Origin of the sequence: Paractinoplanes globisporus DSM 43857 (genome assembly GCF_000379645.1) — a bacterium.
Taxonomy (GTDB): domain Bacteria; phylum Actinomycetota; class Actinomycetes; order Mycobacteriales; family Micromonosporaceae; genus Actinoplanes; species Actinoplanes globisporus.
The window spans coordinates 59,612-74,101 of the sequence record NZ_KB903319.1; the positions used below are offsets into that span (position 1 = coordinate 59,612).

The window sequence follows — 14,490 nt, forward strand, 5'->3', positions numbered from 1 at the left end:
AGCTCAGCGCGTCGGGACCAGCACCTTGTCGCCGCTGGACTCACGCAGAGCGGCCTCGAACATCTTCCGCCAGCTCGCCACGTGCGGGTGACGGCGCAGCAGGGCCCGCCTCTCCCGTTCCGTCATGCCTCCCCAGACGCCGAACTCGATCCTGTTGTCCAGGGCGTCGGCGAGGCATTCGTAGCGGACCGGGCAGCTGCGGCAGATCCTCTTCGCCACGTTCTGCTCGGCGCCCTGCACGAACAGCGCGTCAGGGTCGCCACTCTGACACGCCGCCATGCTGGGCCAGTCGCTGATCATCCCCATCTGTACACGTCCCCCCTTGCGGTTACCCCCTGACGTCCGCGCGCTTATGTCCCCCAAGCGGATGCAGACGTCGTGCGACAGCTCGCCGGACCATCATGCTCTGTAGTCGGGCGATTACGCAACGTTGTCCCTCAAAAACCCATAGCCCGGTAGTACCTGGGCAAAGGCCACGAAGCCGCTGGGCCGATTTTCCGAAGGGGCAGCGCAGCGCGGCCGAGGCGATGCACAATCAATCTGGGCGAAGCGTGGCCTTCTCGATGGGCGGTCACGTGCGGCATTCGCGTACCCTGCTCAGGTGACCTCCTGGATGCGCAGACGCGATCACAACATCTTCGCCAACGCGACCTCGTTGCTGGTCTGCGGTTTACTCGCCGGCGTCGTCGTCGCGGCCGCGGCTTTTCCGGCCGCCGCCATGTCGGGCCTGGCCGCCAAGGCCGGCGGCGAGACGTTCGCGAGTCTGCCCAGCGAGCTCAAAGACTTCACCTCCCCGCAGATCACCCGGATCTACGCGTCGGACAACAAGACGCAGATCTCCCAGTTCTACGACGAGTTCCGCAGCGACGTCCCGCTCAAGGAAATCTCGAAGTACATGGGCGACGCGATCGTGGCGGCCGAGGACCGCGAGTTCTACCACCACAACGGCGTAGACCTGAAGGGCGTGGCCCGGGCGTTCGTCAACAACAACAACGGCAAGACCAAGCAGGGCGCCTCGACGATCACCATGCAGTGGGTCCGCATGGGCCTGGCCTATTCGGCGACCAACCCGCAGGAGGTCGTCGACGCCACCAAGGACACGCCGAAACGCAAGATCACCGAAATGAAGTACGCGCTGCAGGTGGAGAAGGAGCTCTCCAAGGAGCAGATCCTGGAGCGGTACCTGAACATCGCGCCGTTCGGCAACCAGGCGTACGGCGTCTTCGCCGCGAGCCAGGTCTACTTCAACAAGAAGCCGAAGGACCTCACGATCGGCCAGGCCGCGATGCTCGCCGGCATGGTCAAGGCCCCGACCAGCTTCAACCCCACCTCGAAGGACGGCTACCAGCAGATCCTCGAGCGCCGGAACAACTACGTGATCCCCGGCATGGTCGAGATGGGCATGATCACCCAGGCCGAGGCCGACAAGGCGATCAAGGAGCCGATCCCGAGGCAGGTCAAGCCGGTCGGCAACGGCTGCGTCTCGGTCGCCAAGAACGCGTGGGGCTTCTTCTGCGACTATTTCTACCGCTGGTGGATGGGCCGGGAAGAGTTCGGCGCGACCCCGTACGACCGTGAGCGTCGCCTGAAGAGCGGCGGTTACCGCATCACGACCACCCTGGACGTGAAGGCGCAGACCGCGGCCCGGGCGAACATCGCCGACGAGATCAAGGACTCGAACAAGAACGCCCTGCTGGTGGCTGCAGTCGAGCCCGGCGACGGCAAGGTGCGTGTGCTCGCGGCCAACCGCAAGTACAAGCTGGACGACCCGGCGCACCCGCAGAACTCGATCTCCTCCGACCCGAGGAAGGCGAAGAAGGGCGTCCGCGGCAGCTACCCGAACACGACGAACCCGCTGCTCTCCGGCGGCGGCGACATCACCGGGTACCAGGCCGGCTCGGTCTTCAAGATGTTCACCATGGTCGCGGCCCTGGAGAAGGGCTATCCGCTCGGCTACACGATCAACGCCCCGAAGCAGTACAAATCGGGGTACATCATCGATCCGAGCAGCCCTTCGGCCTGCGCCGGCACCCACTTCTGGTGCCCCGGCAACGCGGGCGAGGGCGAGGCCGGCGTCTACAACATGTGGACCGGCTTCGGTAACTCGGTCAACACGTACTTCGTACCGTTGGAGGAGCGAGTCGGCGCCGAGAACGTGGTCGCCGTGGCCAAGCGCTTCGGCGTCCAGTTCCGCGTGAAGCAGGACAACGACCTGTCCCAGCCCGACCGCGCCAACCAGTGGGGCGCCTTCACGCTGGGCGTCTCCGCCTCCACCCCGCTCGACATGGCCAACGCGTACGCCACACTGGCCGGCGACGGCATGTACTGCGAGCCGACCCCGATCGAGCAGATCGTCACGCAGAACAACGAAAAGCTGGACATCGGCAAGTCCCACTGCATCCGCGCCACGAGCAAGGACGTAGCCCGAGCCGCTCTGGACGCGGCCCGCTGCCCCGTGGGCGACTCGTCCCAGCTGGGCCAGTGCCACGGCACCACCGCCGGCCAGACGCGCGGCGTGGTCAAGCACCCCGTCTTCGGCAAGACCGGAACGACGGACCACGACAAGACCGCGGCCCTGATCGCCGGCACCACGTCCCTGGTAGTGGCCGGCTACTTGGTAAACCCCGACTACCAGGACCATTCCGACCGCATGTCCCACCAGGTAGTGAACCCCGCGGTGTGGAACACTCTCGCCGACTTCATGGCCGGCAAGCCAAAGGTCCAGTTCAAAACCCCAGACAACGACAAGATCGCGTACGGCGACCAGCGCTCCATCCCCGGCGTAACCTGCGACTCCATCGACAGCGCCAAGAACCGCCTCGAAGGCGCCGGCTTCGAAGTCTGGGTAGGCAACACCGTCGACTCCACCTGCCCCGCAGGCACCGCCGCCGGCACCAACCCCGACGGCCGCACCATCAAGGGCGGCGTGGTCGTCATCGAGGTGAGCAACGGCAAGGGCGCCCAAAAGCCCGAGACTCCAACCCCCGGCGCCCCCACCCCCACCACAAAACCAACAAAACCCAGACGCTGACATCTCAGAACAACCAGCGATCGCAGCTGCCGTGATCGTTGTCGATGGTCGGGTCCTACTGATCCGGCGGCGTGTGGCAGAAGGGACGCTCTCGTGGCAGTTCCCGGCTGGCAAGGTAGAGGCGGGCGAGTCGGGCGCGGCGGCTGCCGTCCGAGAGGTCCGGGAGGAGACCGGCCTTACCGTACGAGCGACGGCCAGTCTCGGCGAGCGCATACACCCGAGCACTGGCCGAAAGTTGGTCTACACCGCGTGTGATCTGATGGAGGGAACCGCCGGCGTTGCCGCTGAACGGGAGGTAGCGGAGGTTGCTTGGTGCGACCGTGCCGCCCTGGTCGACAAAGTCCCGCACCCACTGTTCGGCCCGGTGAAGGAGTACCTGGACGCCAATCTCAGCTGACTTCCTCGATCTGGCGGTCTGTCGGCTGAGGTCACGCATTAGCCCGGCGGAGGCGTTCCTCTGACTGCGCCCGCAGCGCGTCCGCGCCCGCCGGGCTGTCACCGCACAGCGCCATTTCCCGCGCGTTGTACGCAGCCATCCACAAGCTGGCCGCCCACGCGACCTCCAGCTCCACGGCCGTGAACAGGCGTCCTCGAATTTCTTGGTAGGCCACCAGGAACGCCTCGGAGCTTTCGATCGGCGCCAGCGTGGGTGGCCCCGCACTGGCGAACGACCCACTAGCCGCCCCGACCAGCGCCGCCTCCGGCTGCCACGCCAGGCTGTCCCAGTCGTGCACCACCCACACCTGACGACCCCGCCACCGCAGGTTCTGCGCCTCGAAGTCGGCGTGGCCGAGCACGCACGGCAAGCCAGCGCCCAGCAGCCGCCTCCGGGCCCGCTCAGCCGTATCAACAATGTGCTCCGACACGACATTCTGGTCGCGGCTGTCGAGAAATTCGATAGCCGGCCACAGCCCAGAATCGGTGTGGTCCCAGCGCACCCAGGGCGGATTCGGCAGCGGCGACGCAACGGTCACGCCGGAAAGCTCGGCCATCAGCCGGGCAAACACCTCCGCGCAGCGCACGGCTATGTCCGGCGAGTCCCCGCACAACACCTCGCCGCCCGGCCGGTACTCCTCAGCGTGCACAGCCAGCCCACCGATACCGACCACCGGCGTAAGCGGCCGAGCACATGGAAACCCACGCTCGGCCATCCAGGCCTGCGCCGCGACGCAAGACACCGCCCGTCCGTCATCGACGCGCGCCTTGACCACGACATCGCGGCCACCAGCCAACCGCAAACCAAACACCATCGAGACCTGCCGCGACCGAAACAACACACCGACGGGCTCGCCACCCAAATGCTCAAGACACCAACCCGGCAACCACTCCGGCAGCTCATCCAAACGGCACACGCAGCACTGTGCCACAGGCAGCCCTCGACCCGCCCATTCGCCGGCAGCCGAACTGGACTGGCTGCCGCTGGGCGCTCTGAGCCACCCAAGACGGCGCTCTGCCCCAAACGCGCACCCAATGGCCCGGAGAAGCAGTCAGGGCCGGTCTCCCTGATCGGAAGACCGGCCCTGAACTGGTGTTTCGTTGGTCGGGGTGGCCGGATTTGAACCGACGGCCTCTTCGTCCCGAACGAAGCGCGCTACCAAGCTGCGCCACACCCCGAGCTGCCTGGAAATACTATCCGACGCCAAGGCGGACGCGAAATCGGTATACCCCTGAGCGCAAAACCGCAGGTCAGCGTGGGATCAGGGTGAGTACCGAGGCCTCGGGGCGGCAGGCGAAGCGGATGGGGGCGGTGGGGTGGGTGCCCAGGCCGGCGGAGACGTGCAGCCAGGCGTCCGTGCCTGGCCAGCGGTGCAGGCCCCTCGCCAGGGAGCGTGGGAGGTCGCAGTTGGTGGTCAGGGCGCCGTAGCCGGGCACGCGGACCTGGCCGCCGTGGGTGTGGCCGGCCAGGAGCAGGGTGAAGCCGTCGGAGGCCATGCCGTTCAGCACTCGGGAGGCGGGCGTGTGGGTTACGCCGATGTGCAGGTCGGCGCCGCCGGAGATGGGGCCGGAGACCGACGGGTAGTCGTCCTGGTCGACGTGGGGGTCGTCGACGCCTACCAGCTCGATCGAGCGGCCGCCGGCCTTGATGATCGTGCGGGCGTTGTTGAGGTCGGACCAGCCGGCGTCTACGAAGGCGGCCCTCAGGTCCTCGGCGGGGAGGTCTACGCCCTGCACGTACTCGCGCTCGCCGGGTAGCACGTAGCGCAGCGGGTTGGCCCAGACCGGGCCCCGGTAGTCGTTCGAGCCGAAGACGAAGGCGCCGGGGACCGACAGGAACGGGTCCAGGGCGCGCAGGACGCCGGGGATCGACGCGGGGTCGGACATGTTGTCGCCGGTGACCACCACCAGGTCGGGGTCGGTGCCGGCCAGCGCGGCCACCCAGGCCTGCTTGCGACGCTGGTCGGGCATCATGTGCAGGTCCGAGATGTGCAGGATGCGGAGCGGCTCGGCGTCCGGCTCGAGGACCGGGACGTCGAAGCGGCGCAGGGTGAAGAGATTTCGCTCGATCAGCGAGGAGTAGGCGAAGGTGGCGGCCCCGGTCGCCGCCACACCGGCGGCCAGGGCAATAAGGGGACGCTTACGCATGACGGCAAGAGTAGTTTCTCCGTCCATGGGAGCGCTGAAGGATCGCCTGAACGATGACCTGCACACCGCCATGAAGGCGCGCGACGAGCTGACCACCGCGACCCTGCGGATGGCCCTGGCCGCGGTCCGCAACGCCGAGGTGGCCGGTACCGAGGCGCGCGATCTCAGCGACGACGAGGTGCTGGCGGTGCTCGGTAAGGAGTCGAAGAAGCGGCGCGAGGCGGCCACGGCCTTCTCCGACGCGGGTCGCACCGAGCAGGCGTCCCGGGAGCGGTCCGAGGGCGAGATCATCGAGCAGTACCTGCCCAAGCAGCTGACCGACGAGGAGATCGCCGAGCTGGTGGCGGGTGCGCTCGCGGCCGGCGGCTTCTCCGGCCGGGCGCAGATGGGCCCGGCGATGAAGGCCGCGCAGGCCGCGGTGGCGGGCCGGGCCGAGGGTGGGCGCGTCGCGGCCGAGGTCCGCCGCCAGCTGGGCGTCTGAGCCCGTACATCCGGGTCGAGAATTTGATCTTTGTTTTCAAGCATTGAACCGGAGATCAAATTCGCGCGTAATATTTATCGCACCCGATGAAGGCCCGAGCAAACTACGAGAAGCGCACGAGAATGTCGCGACTCGCCCGGGCGGGTGGGCAATTTGAGACATGCACGAATTGGCGGCCTATACCCTGGATAGTCTGTGAGCCCTCCCAATTCTGCCTTAGGAGAGTCTTAAGTAGCCCCGATCGGCTGGCGGCACCTGGCTATGGTCGCAACCGAACGTCGTGCTCGGCAGCACGGGACCAGACATGCCCTGAGCTGGACCTTGATCACCGCAGGGGGCGGTGACGTGCCGAGTCCGACCCACCGAGCATGAGAGGTATATCGACGTGCGCTCCCTACGTCGCCGCCAAGACGTATCCACCACCGATGGACCGAGTTCGGAATTCCAAGCCGACTATTCGGGTGCGTTGGGCCCGACGGAATCCGCGAGCCCACGGCGACATGTCCGTCGTTCCCGGCGGAAGTGGTTTCTGACGCTTATTCCGGTCGTCGCCGTTGCGGGCGCATTAGCGGCCAATGTCGCGAATGGTGCCACCGAGCGGCCGATCAACTACCGCGTCACCGCCCCGATCACCGTGCAGGCACTCGGCGTCGATCTGAGTCAGGCGCAGTCCGGCCAGACCGTCACCGCCGGCGCCAAGCTGGTAGCCGAGCGCCAGACCACCGTCCGTTACCTGGTCATCGCGGTTCGCGACCAGGCTGGCGGCATGTGGGACTTCCCGCGCTCGCAGAACGTGACGATCGGCACGAGCCAGAAGGAGTTCACGGCCAAGCGCTCGTTCAGCAAGCCCGGCACGTACACGATCTCCGTGGCGTACATGGGTAACGACGGCGCCTGGAAGAACCTCGGCGTGCGCCAGACCTTCACCGTGGGCACGGCCGCGGGCGGCAACGCGCCGGCGCCGAGCCCGAGCACCTCGAGCCCGACGGTCAAGCCGACCGAGAGCACCCCGAGCCCGAAGCCGTCGACCAGCACGAACGTCCCGGCGCCCAGCGGCGAGTTCCCGAACGCGAGCAACACCGGCGTTCCCGCCGGCACCGCACTGACCACGTACACCGGGCCCTGCACGATCAGCACCAACGGCACGGTCATCGACGCGAAGATCGTCAACTGTGACCTCGCGATCAAGGCGCAGGACGTCGTGATCAAGCGCTCCCGCATCAACGGCGAGATCAACAGCGGCGAGGGCACCAAGGCCAGCTTCCGGGTCGAGGACTCCGAGGTCATCAACGGCGCCCGCGCCGCCTGCCAGTGCATCGGCTCGGACAACTTCACCGTGCTCCGCACCGAGATCAAGGGCGGCAACCGAGGCATCTACTGCCGCCTGAACTGCACCGTCCAGGACTCGTGGATCCACGGCTCCGCCCTGCTCGCGACCCAGCACGCCTCCGCGATCCGGGTCGAGCGCTACTCCACGATCACTCACAACACGATGCAGTGCGACTGGACGGCATTGACCGACTCGGAAATCGGCTGCTCGGCGGATATGACGGGCTATCCCGATTTCGCCCCGATCACGCACAACACCATCACCAACAACTTGTTCATGGCCAACCCCGTCGGCACCGGTTACTGCGCCTACGGCGGCGCGACCGCCGGTAAGCAATTCTCCAACGACCCCACGAATGCCACGTACATCAAGTTCGTCGGCAATGTGTGGCAGCGGGGCTCCGACGGCAAGTGCGGCACCTACGGCCCGATCACCAGCTTCGACGCCAGCCGCACCGGCAACGAGTGGTCCAACAACAAGTTCGACGACGGGACGGCAATCGCCCCCGAGAAGTAACACGTAACACTCCTGACGACGCCGGGCCTCACAAGGCCCGGCGTCGCCGCTTTCCCCGATTCGCCGCCGGCTCCGTGCATCTCATTCACCCTTTTCCCGTACGCGGAGAGGGGCGCACAACCGCAAGATGGAGCGCCTAGCAGAGCGGGCGCCAATAGCGCGCCGATGGCAGCACCCAACCCGCACGGCCATCCGCCGTGACGTACCAGTACTTGTTCGCGGTGCCGCCATTCCGCTGCTGCACGACCACTTCCTCGTCCTTCGTGAAGTAGCTGCCGGTCTGCGTACCGTCCGAACGGCGGATCGAAAGCGTCTCGGCGGTCACCCCATAGCGATCGCAGACCGCCGCCCCGACCGGGCCGGGCGAGTCGTAATCGAGGGCGTCGACGCCGAGCACCACCCCGACCACGACGACGACCGGGGCCAGACCGACCACCCACCGTGTTGTTCTCGGCAATCGCGACGCCCAGCCGACGAGGCCGGTGAGCTCGCGCGGCCCGGACCACACGGGCTCGGTGTCCCGATCGTCGCCGGCGGCCGGCAGCTTCCCGGCTCTTTCCTGGCGTGCCCGCTCGACCAGATTCTGCAGTTCCCTGCACTCCTCGGCCTCGAGCAGCGCCGGTCTCGTCGCCAGCGCATTCTCGATCAGCTTTGCCACGTTCTTTCGTTCGGGTACCTGCTTCCCGTTGATCAGACCACTCCACGTATTCGCACGCAGACCCAGCGCTGCCGCCTGGCCCTTCTGGTTCTCGGCGCCGGTCCGTTCTCCGATCTTCTTGAGGAATTCCACTAAACGCGCGAGCTCGGGTCTTTCCTCGGGCCGAGGTTGCTCGGTTCCATTCATCGGATTCTGCTCGTTCCATCTCGTCGCCAGGCGATGGAATCCGCAGGTCAGCGAGCCGAAGGCATCCATCGCGATTCCAAGTTCCGATCTTGTTGCCGCCGCGGCCGCGAGCAGTCGAACCTGTTGTCAGCGACACCTCGGCCGAAGCCGGGCGAGGCGTCCTCGTGGGGCCCACGCGCTCGGCAGGGGAACTGTCCTATCACGGCCTCGGCAAAACCGGTAATTCGTGAGAACAATTCGGCTTGCCGTTTTCCGTCACTTACCGCGAAAGGGAAATCGACGATGATTTCGCATGCCAGAAAGAGCCTTGTTCGTAAACTGTGCGCACTTGTCGTAGCGGGGGCAGGGCTCCTGGCCCTGACGACCGTGCCGGCCGATGCGGGAGTGATCCGCGAGAAGGTGGCCAAGCACGACTGGACGCTGCGCGCCAACGATGACCACCGCCAGCTGGTTGTCGGTAACGCGCTGAACGGCGTCCGGGTCGACGCCGGCCTGGTCACCGGGAACGGATACCGCCGCGTTTACGTGTACGGCAACGTCAACGCCTGCCTCTGGCTGGTCACCGCGGCCGGCCAACTGGGCCCGGTGAGCGGCCAGCGGCCCCGGCACAGCTGCTCGACCTTCACCGGGATGACTCCCGACCGGTACGCGCGCCGGGTGAACTGCCTTCCCGGGCCGGCCCGGGCCGGGGACCCCGCGGGAACGAAGTACGGCGCGCTTCCGGGGACCAACAAATGCACCGACGGCTCATCCGCTCGGGTCAACACGCGGCTGTCGGGCTGCTCCAGGGTCGGTGCGTACGGCAACGTTCTGCCCTGGCAGAACCGGACGGAAGCACACGACCGGTATGGCGTGATCGTCAAGACGTACGCGGGCCTGAAATGGCGATACATCACCCGCGACGGCCGGTTCGTGATGGTTCGGGACACCCACCGGAACGATCCACGACTCACCAAGCAGCGCGCGGGCCACACCAAGTGGTTCTTCGTGCGATCAACCTGCGTCGAGGAGCACACGTCGCACGGATGGCGGCCACTGATTCGCCGCTAGCCCGCCCGGCGTGAGTGAGGCGGACCGGCCACCCGGCCGGTCCGCCTCAAGTTGATCGGATGGCTACCGATCTGCTCCGGGGACCAACCCCCTGGAGAGCCCATGAACTGCACCAACTGCGGTGCGGCACTGTCCGCGCCGACCGGATACTGCGGCACCTGTGGCCAACCGACGTCGTCGCCGACCGCATCGCCGTCGTGGACGTCGGATGCCAACCAGTTCGCGGCGGTTCCGCATGCCGAGCCCTACGCGCCGCCGCCCGCGCCCTCCTATGCGCCGCCGCCGGTTCCGGCTCCCGCGAGCTCGCCCTACCTGCAGTCCGAGGGTTCTCCAGCCTCATACGGCCAGCCACTCGCCCCGGCGCCGCCGCCGTATGCGCAGCCGGCCTACGGCCAGCCGGTCCCGCCCGCGGGGCCGCCGCAGCTTTACGGGCCGCCGCCGATTCAGCCCTACCCCGCGCCGGGCCAGCCCTACGGGAACGGGCAGCCCTACAACGCCCAGCCCTACGAAAACGGCCAGCAATACGGGCCGGGCCAGCCGCATCAGTTCCCGTCTGGGCCACCGCCGTCGCAGGCCGGGATCCGGCTCAGCATCGTCTCGTTCGTGCTGTCGATCATCGGGGTCATGGTGCTGCCGATCGTCTTCGGCGTGGGCGGGATCGTGTGCGGGGTTCTTGCCTTCAGGCGGGGTGAGCGGCTTGGCAAGTTCGCCATGATCGTTGCCATCGTCGCCACGGCGATCGGCCTTTTGCTCGCGTTCTACCTCGGGGCGGCGCTGCGGGGCTGAGACGACGAGACCCGGGCGCGCGGCTTCCCGCCGTACGCCCGGGTCATGATTTTGATCTTTAAATGGCCAGCTGAGGACGGACGGGGACGGCGGCTACGGCCGGTCCGACGCTGCGGCTGGGTAGCTGTTGGGGAACGGAGTACGGACCGAGCATCGACTCGACGGCGGGCGCGATGGCGGGCCGGGCGTCGAGCTGGATGAGACGGGCCGCGCGGGCCAGGGAGCCGGTCTCGCCGTCGCGGAAGCCCTCCCGGTAGCCCTTCTCGTAGCGTTCGCCCCGGCCGAGGGCGCGGCCCAGGGCGAAGCAGGAGGAGCCGGCGAGTGCGAGGAGGAAGAACAATGCGAAGGGTGTCACGGAAATGTTCCTTCCGAGTAAATAGCACCAATTAGGCGAAAAGTACCCCAAAAGGATCTCCCATGTTGTAGCGCGGAGATCAAGTACGCGGACGGGTGACTGGGCTACCCGACCGGGTCTTCGACCAGTGCGCGGGCGAGCCGGGACGGCAGCTCGTCGGGGTCCGTCGGGCGGCACAGGTGGTAGCCCTGGCCGTAGCCGCAACCCAGCCGCCGCAGCGCCGACAGCTGCGCCGCGTTCTCGATGCCCTCGGCCACCGTGCGCAACCCCAGGATCTGCGCGAGCTCGACGATCGTGCGCACCAGCGCGAGATCCTCCCCGGTCAGCTCGGCCCGGGCGATGAAGGCACGATCGATCTTCAGCTCGTCGACCGGCAGCTCGCGCAGGTAGGCCAGCGACGAATACCCCGTCCCGAAGTCGTCGATGGACAGTTGCACGCCGAGTCCGCGCAGCACGTGCAGCGCCGCCTTGCCCAGGTCGGGCTCGCTCATCAGCACCGACTCGGTGAGCTCGAGAGTCACCGCGCTCGACGGCAGCCCGGCGATCGCCAGCGCCCGCATCACGTTGTCGGCAAACCGCGGATGCACCAGCTGGTGCCCGGAAACGTTGACGTTGAGCCCCAGGTCGGGGAAGTCGCGCCGCCAGCGGGCGACCTGCACCGCGCTCGTCTCCAGCGCCCACTGCCCGATGTCGACGATCAGCCCGAACTCCTCGGCGATCGGGATGAAGTCGACCGGCGAGACGAACCCGCGGGTCGGGCTGTGCCAGCGGATCAGCGCCTCGACCCCGGTCGCCACCCCATCGGCCAGCCTGATCAGCGGCTGGTACTGCAGCCGGAACTCGCCCTCGCGCAGCGCCCGCTGCAGGTCGCCGCGCAGGTTCAGGTGGTCGAGCGCCTCGGTATGCATGTACGTCTCGTAGACCAGCACCCGCCCCGGGCCCTCCTTCTTCGCCCGGTACATCGCCACGTCCGCGTTGTGCAGCAGCGTCTCGGAGCGTTCGACCACCTCGCGCGAGGTGGCGACGCCGACGCTCGCGCCGATGAAGATCTCCCGGCCCGCGACCCGGAACGGCTCCTTGATCGAGGCGACGATCCGCTCGCCGACGATCGTGGCGGCGCCGATCGGCGAGTCGTGCAGCAGCGCCGCGAACTCGTCACCGCCGAGCCGGGCGGTGGTGTCGCTGGCGCGTACGCAACTCCGCAGCCGCCGGGCCACCAGGGCGAGCAGCTGATCACCGGCCTCGTGGCCGAGCGAGTCGTTGACCGCCTTGAACCGGTCGAGGTCGATGAACAACACGCTGGTCGGGTCGGTGGCGGTGCCGCGGGAGGCGAGCACCCGGTTCAGGATCTTGAGGAACAGCGCCCGGTTGGGCAGGCCGGTGATCGGGTCGTGGTGCGCCTCGCGGACCGCCTCGACGGTGCGGGCGTCGGTCAGCGCGAGACTCACCTGCTGGGCGAACGCGGCCAGCTGATCGCGCTGCTCGGTGTACTGCTCGGCGCCGCCGGGCAGGTGGGCGACGAGGCTGCCGGCCATCTCGCCGGTCACCCGCACCGGCGCGGCGATCATCGTGCCGGTCCCGTCGGGCCGGATCAGCACCGCGCCGCCGGACATCGCGGCCCGCGCCGCCGACTCGTGCAGCGGCCCGCCGTCGGTTCCGCCGCAGGTGGAGGCCACGCTCAGCCGCCGGTCCGGGCCGCCCTCGGCCAGCAGCAGCGCCACCGTCGCGCCGTCGAGCAGCTCGGCCGCGCCGCTCGTCACCGCGTCCAGGATCTCCGGCAGCGGCCGCCGCCCGGAGATCGCCCGCTGAATGGTGAGCAGCGACTCGACCAGCCGCTGCCGGGTCTGCGCGGTGGTCGCCTGCCGCTCCTTCTCGGCGCGCAGGTGCCGCTCGGCGGCAAGCACCCGGATGCTGCGCAGCGCCAGGCCCAGCACCTGCGCCATGCCCTGCAGCATCTGGCGTTCCTCGGGTCCGAACGACTCGTCGGCCCGGCACACGATCAGCGCGTCGGCGTTCTCGCCGCCGAGCGGGCTCGCGACCGCGTACAGCTCACCGAGGTCGGCGACCTCCAGCAACGATTCGCCGGCGGCCACGGCGAGCAGTCCCGCTTCCGGGATCATTCCCCCGAATCCGTACGCCTCGGCAACCCTGCCCTCCCGCACCACGGCGCCCACCTCGGCCTCGACCATCTCGGTCGCCCGCTCGACCGCGCTGGCGATCGCGGTCCGCTCGTCATCGGCGGCGTTGACCGCGGTGAAGTACTCGGTCAGCAGGTGAGTCGACCAGGTCAGCATGGGCTCAGGCCAGAGCGAGGGTGACCAGGGTGAGGTGGTGCAGGCCGCTCGCGCCGCGGACCCGGGCGATCTCCCCGGTGGTGTAGAAGCCGACGAACGGCGCGTCGCCCAGCGCAGTACGCATGGCGTCGATCTCCTCCTCCATGCCGCCCTCGACCAGGCCCGCCCGCCGCCCGCCGCAGTCGAAGGCGAGCACGCCGAGCGGGGCCAGCCCGTCGAGCCGGGCGATCGCCTCGGTGCACGACCAGGTTGCCCCGTCGATGAGCGCCTGCCGGTCGGCCTCCATGAGCCAGACCAGCGCGCCCTGCGGCACGTCCGCGGTGCCCCAGACCGAGCGTTCCTCGTCGTCCCCGGCGTGGATCACCCGGATGTCCTCGCCGTTGCGCCGGGACAGCCCGAGCGGCTGCAGCGCCCGTCCCCGGTCGAAGAACTCGTCGGCGGTCCCGTCGAAGTTGTTGCGGCGCAGCAGCACGTCGAGCGCGGGCTGGTCGTCGAGCCGGTAGATGTGCGCGCCGTGGCTCTTGGTGACGATCATCGGGGGCTCGGTGCGCCGCCAGCCGTGGGCCATCCCGATGCCGATCGGGCCGTCCGAGCCGAGGGCGAGCGCCACCACCGACTCGCTGACGACGGCGTCGCCGTGAATCTGGTAGGTCTTCTCGAAGTGCCGGTCGTCGGCGCCGAAGCCGCCCACCAGCGGCCAGGCCGCGCCCGCGGTCGAGTACGCGCCGCGGACAATCTCGTGCGGCCGGCCGGCCATCCCGTCGCAGAACAGGATCAGCACCCGGTTCGGGTCGTGCAGGCCGCGGAGCGCCTCGGCCGCGTCAGCGCCGGCCGCCCGCGGGTCGTGCTGGTCGATCGGGGCGACCCGGGTGTGCACCGTGAACCCGTCGCCGCCGAGCGCGGCCACCGCCACCCCGCCCACGGTCATTCCCGCGTTGCCCAGCTCGCCCATGGTCGTGCTGCCCACGATCGCCGCGTCCGGGCCGGCCTCGTCGCGCACCGCGGCCACCAGGGCGGGCAGGTCGTAGGCGACCGAGCAGAAGACGAAGACGGCCTTCGGGTCGCGCCCACCGATCGCCTCGGCCGCCGCCTCGGCCCCGGCCTTGGCCGCGTCGGCCGCGCTGCTCTGCCCGGCGCCGAACCAACGGTGCGGGTTGATCTGCATAATCCCCTGATCGGCGCGTTTTGTCGGTTGCTGAGTGGTTGCATCCGGGGTGCTG

Annotated in this window: 13 protein-coding genes and 1 tRNA gene; 6 read left to right on the forward strand and 8 right to left on the reverse strand. The window is 68.4% G+C overall.

Annotation, left to right across the window (positions count from 1 at the left end):
- Positions 1-3: 3 nt before the first annotated feature.
- The gene (locus A3CQ_RS0132940; protein WP_020515213.1) at positions 4-306 is read right to left on the reverse strand and encodes a WhiB family transcriptional regulator; all 303 of its coding nucleotides are present in this window, start codon (positions 304-306) and stop codon (positions 4-6) included.
- 307 nt (positions 307-613) lie between these two features.
- Here A3CQ_RS0132940 and A3CQ_RS0132945 point away from each other — a divergent pair, with 307 nt between their 5' ends.
- Both A3CQ_RS0132945 and A3CQ_RS0132950 read left to right on the forward strand, forming a co-directional pair.
- Positions 614-3,031 (forward strand): transglycosylase domain-containing protein, encoded by a 2,418-nt coding sequence (locus tag A3CQ_RS0132945; protein ID WP_040433460.1) that lies wholly within the window; start codon positions 614-616, stop codon positions 3,029-3,031.
- 19 nt (positions 3,032-3,050) lie between these two features.
- On the forward strand, positions 3,051-3,428 hold the full coding sequence (locus tag A3CQ_RS0132950; protein ID WP_342663714.1) for an NUDIX hydrolase: 378 nt from the start codon (positions 3,051-3,053) through the stop codon (positions 3,426-3,428).
- Between the two features lie 31 nt (positions 3,429-3,459).
- On the opposite strand, the gene A3CQ_RS0132955 is transcribed toward A3CQ_RS0132950, so the two are convergent.
- The 3 genes from A3CQ_RS0132955 to A3CQ_RS0132965 all read right to left on the reverse strand — a co-directional run bounded on the left by A3CQ_RS0132955 (position 3,460) and on the right by A3CQ_RS0132965 (position 5,614).
- The gene (locus A3CQ_RS0132955) at positions 3,460-4,374 is read right to left on the reverse strand and encodes an aminoglycoside phosphotransferase/kinase family protein (protein ID WP_020515216.1); all 915 of its coding nucleotides are present in this window, start codon (positions 4,372-4,374) and stop codon (positions 3,460-3,462) included.
- A gap of 194 nt (positions 4,375-4,568) precedes the next feature.
- Positions 4,569-4,645: transfer RNA gene (locus A3CQ_RS0132960), tRNA-Pro, on the reverse strand.
- Positions 4,646-4,717: 72 nt separating this feature from the next.
- On the reverse strand, positions 4,718-5,614 hold the full coding sequence (locus tag A3CQ_RS0132965) for a metallophosphoesterase (protein WP_026206473.1): 897 nt from the start codon (positions 5,612-5,614) through the stop codon (positions 4,718-4,720).
- A 25-nt stretch (positions 5,615-5,639) separates the two neighbouring features.
- On the opposite strand from A3CQ_RS0132965, the gene A3CQ_RS0132970 reads away from it, so the two are divergent.
- Together A3CQ_RS0132970 and A3CQ_RS57920 are read left to right on the forward strand one after the other, a co-directional pair.
- Complete coding sequence (locus A3CQ_RS0132970) at positions 5,640-6,095, forward strand: GatB/YqeY domain-containing protein (protein WP_020515218.1); 456 nt, start codon at positions 5,640-5,642, stop codon at positions 6,093-6,095.
- 634 nt (positions 6,096-6,729) lie between these two features.
- Entirely contained in the window at positions 6,730-7,941 is a 1,212-nt protein-coding gene (locus A3CQ_RS57920; RefSeq protein WP_020515219.1) for a hypothetical protein, read from the forward strand.
- Between the two features lie 136 nt (positions 7,942-8,077).
- Here A3CQ_RS57920 and A3CQ_RS0132980 read toward each other — a convergent pair whose 3' ends face one another.
- The gene (locus tag A3CQ_RS0132980; RefSeq protein ID WP_157296653.1) at positions 8,078-8,854 is read right to left on the reverse strand and encodes a hypothetical protein; all 777 of its coding nucleotides are present in this window, start codon (positions 8,852-8,854) and stop codon (positions 8,078-8,080) included.
- 297 nt (positions 8,855-9,151) lie between these two features.
- Here A3CQ_RS0132980 and A3CQ_RS0132985 point away from each other — a divergent pair, with 297 nt between their 5' ends.
- Both A3CQ_RS0132985 and A3CQ_RS57925 read left to right on the forward strand, forming a co-directional pair.
- On the forward strand, positions 9,152-9,835 hold the full coding sequence (locus A3CQ_RS0132985) for a hypothetical protein (RefSeq protein WP_157296655.1): 684 nt from the start codon (positions 9,152-9,154) through the stop codon (positions 9,833-9,835).
- A 102-nt stretch (positions 9,836-9,937) separates the two neighbouring features.
- Complete coding sequence (locus A3CQ_RS57925; protein WP_020515222.1) at positions 9,938-10,621, forward strand: DUF4190 domain-containing protein; 684 nt, start codon at positions 9,938-9,940, stop codon at positions 10,619-10,621.
- Between the two features lie 58 nt (positions 10,622-10,679).
- Here the strand turns inward: A3CQ_RS57925 and A3CQ_RS0132995 are convergent, their stop codons facing one another.
- The 3 genes from A3CQ_RS0132995 to A3CQ_RS0133005 form a co-directional block, all read right to left on the reverse strand.
- Entirely contained in the window at positions 10,680-10,976 is a 297-nt protein-coding gene (locus A3CQ_RS0132995) for a hypothetical protein (RefSeq protein WP_026206474.1), read from the reverse strand.
- Between the two features lie 104 nt (positions 10,977-11,080).
- Positions 11,081-13,270: a putative bifunctional diguanylate cyclase/phosphodiesterase gene (locus tag A3CQ_RS0133000; RefSeq protein ID WP_020515224.1), complete on the reverse strand. Its 2,190-nt coding sequence runs from the start codon at positions 13,268-13,270 to the stop codon at positions 11,081-11,083.
- Between the two features lie 4 nt (positions 13,271-13,274).
- Positions 13,275-14,435 carry an FIST signal transduction protein gene (locus A3CQ_RS0133005; protein WP_020515225.1) on the reverse strand — a complete coding sequence of 387 codons (1,161 nt, stop codon included), beginning with the start codon at positions 14,433-14,435 and terminating at the stop codon, positions 13,275-13,277.
- Between the last annotated feature and the right edge of the window lie 55 nt (positions 14,436-14,490).

Excerpts from the sequence above, each read along its gene's own strand:
- A3CQ_RS0132940 (WP_020515213.1), bottom strand. The coding sequence starts at position 306 with ATGGGGATGATCAGCGACTGGCCCAGCATGGCGGCGTGTCAGAGTGGC.
- A3CQ_RS0132945 (WP_040433460.1), top strand. The coding sequence starts at position 614 with ATGCGCAGACGCGATCACAACATCTTCGCCAACGCGACCTCGTTGCTG.
- A3CQ_RS0132965 (WP_026206473.1), bottom strand. The coding sequence starts at position 5,614 with ATGCGTAAGCGTCCCCTTATTGCCCTGGCCGCCGGTGTGGCGGCGACC.
- A3CQ_RS0132970 (WP_020515218.1), top strand. The coding sequence starts at position 5,640 with ATGGGAGCGCTGAAGGATCGCCTGAACGATGACCTGCACACCGCCATG.
- A3CQ_RS0132980 (WP_157296653.1), bottom strand. The coding sequence starts at position 8,854 with ATGGATGCCTTCGGCTCGCTGACCTGCGGATTCCATCGCCTGGCGACG.
- A3CQ_RS57925 (WP_020515222.1), top strand. The coding sequence starts at position 9,938 with ATGAACTGCACCAACTGCGGTGCGGCACTGTCCGCGCCGACCGGATAC.
- A3CQ_RS0133000 (WP_020515224.1), bottom strand. The coding sequence starts at position 13,270 with ATGCTGACCTGGTCGACTCACCTGCTGACCGAGTACTTCACCGCGGTC.
- A3CQ_RS0133005 (WP_020515225.1), bottom strand. The coding sequence starts at position 14,435 with ATGCAGATCAACCCGCACCGTTGGTTCGGCGCCGGGCAGAGCAGCGCG.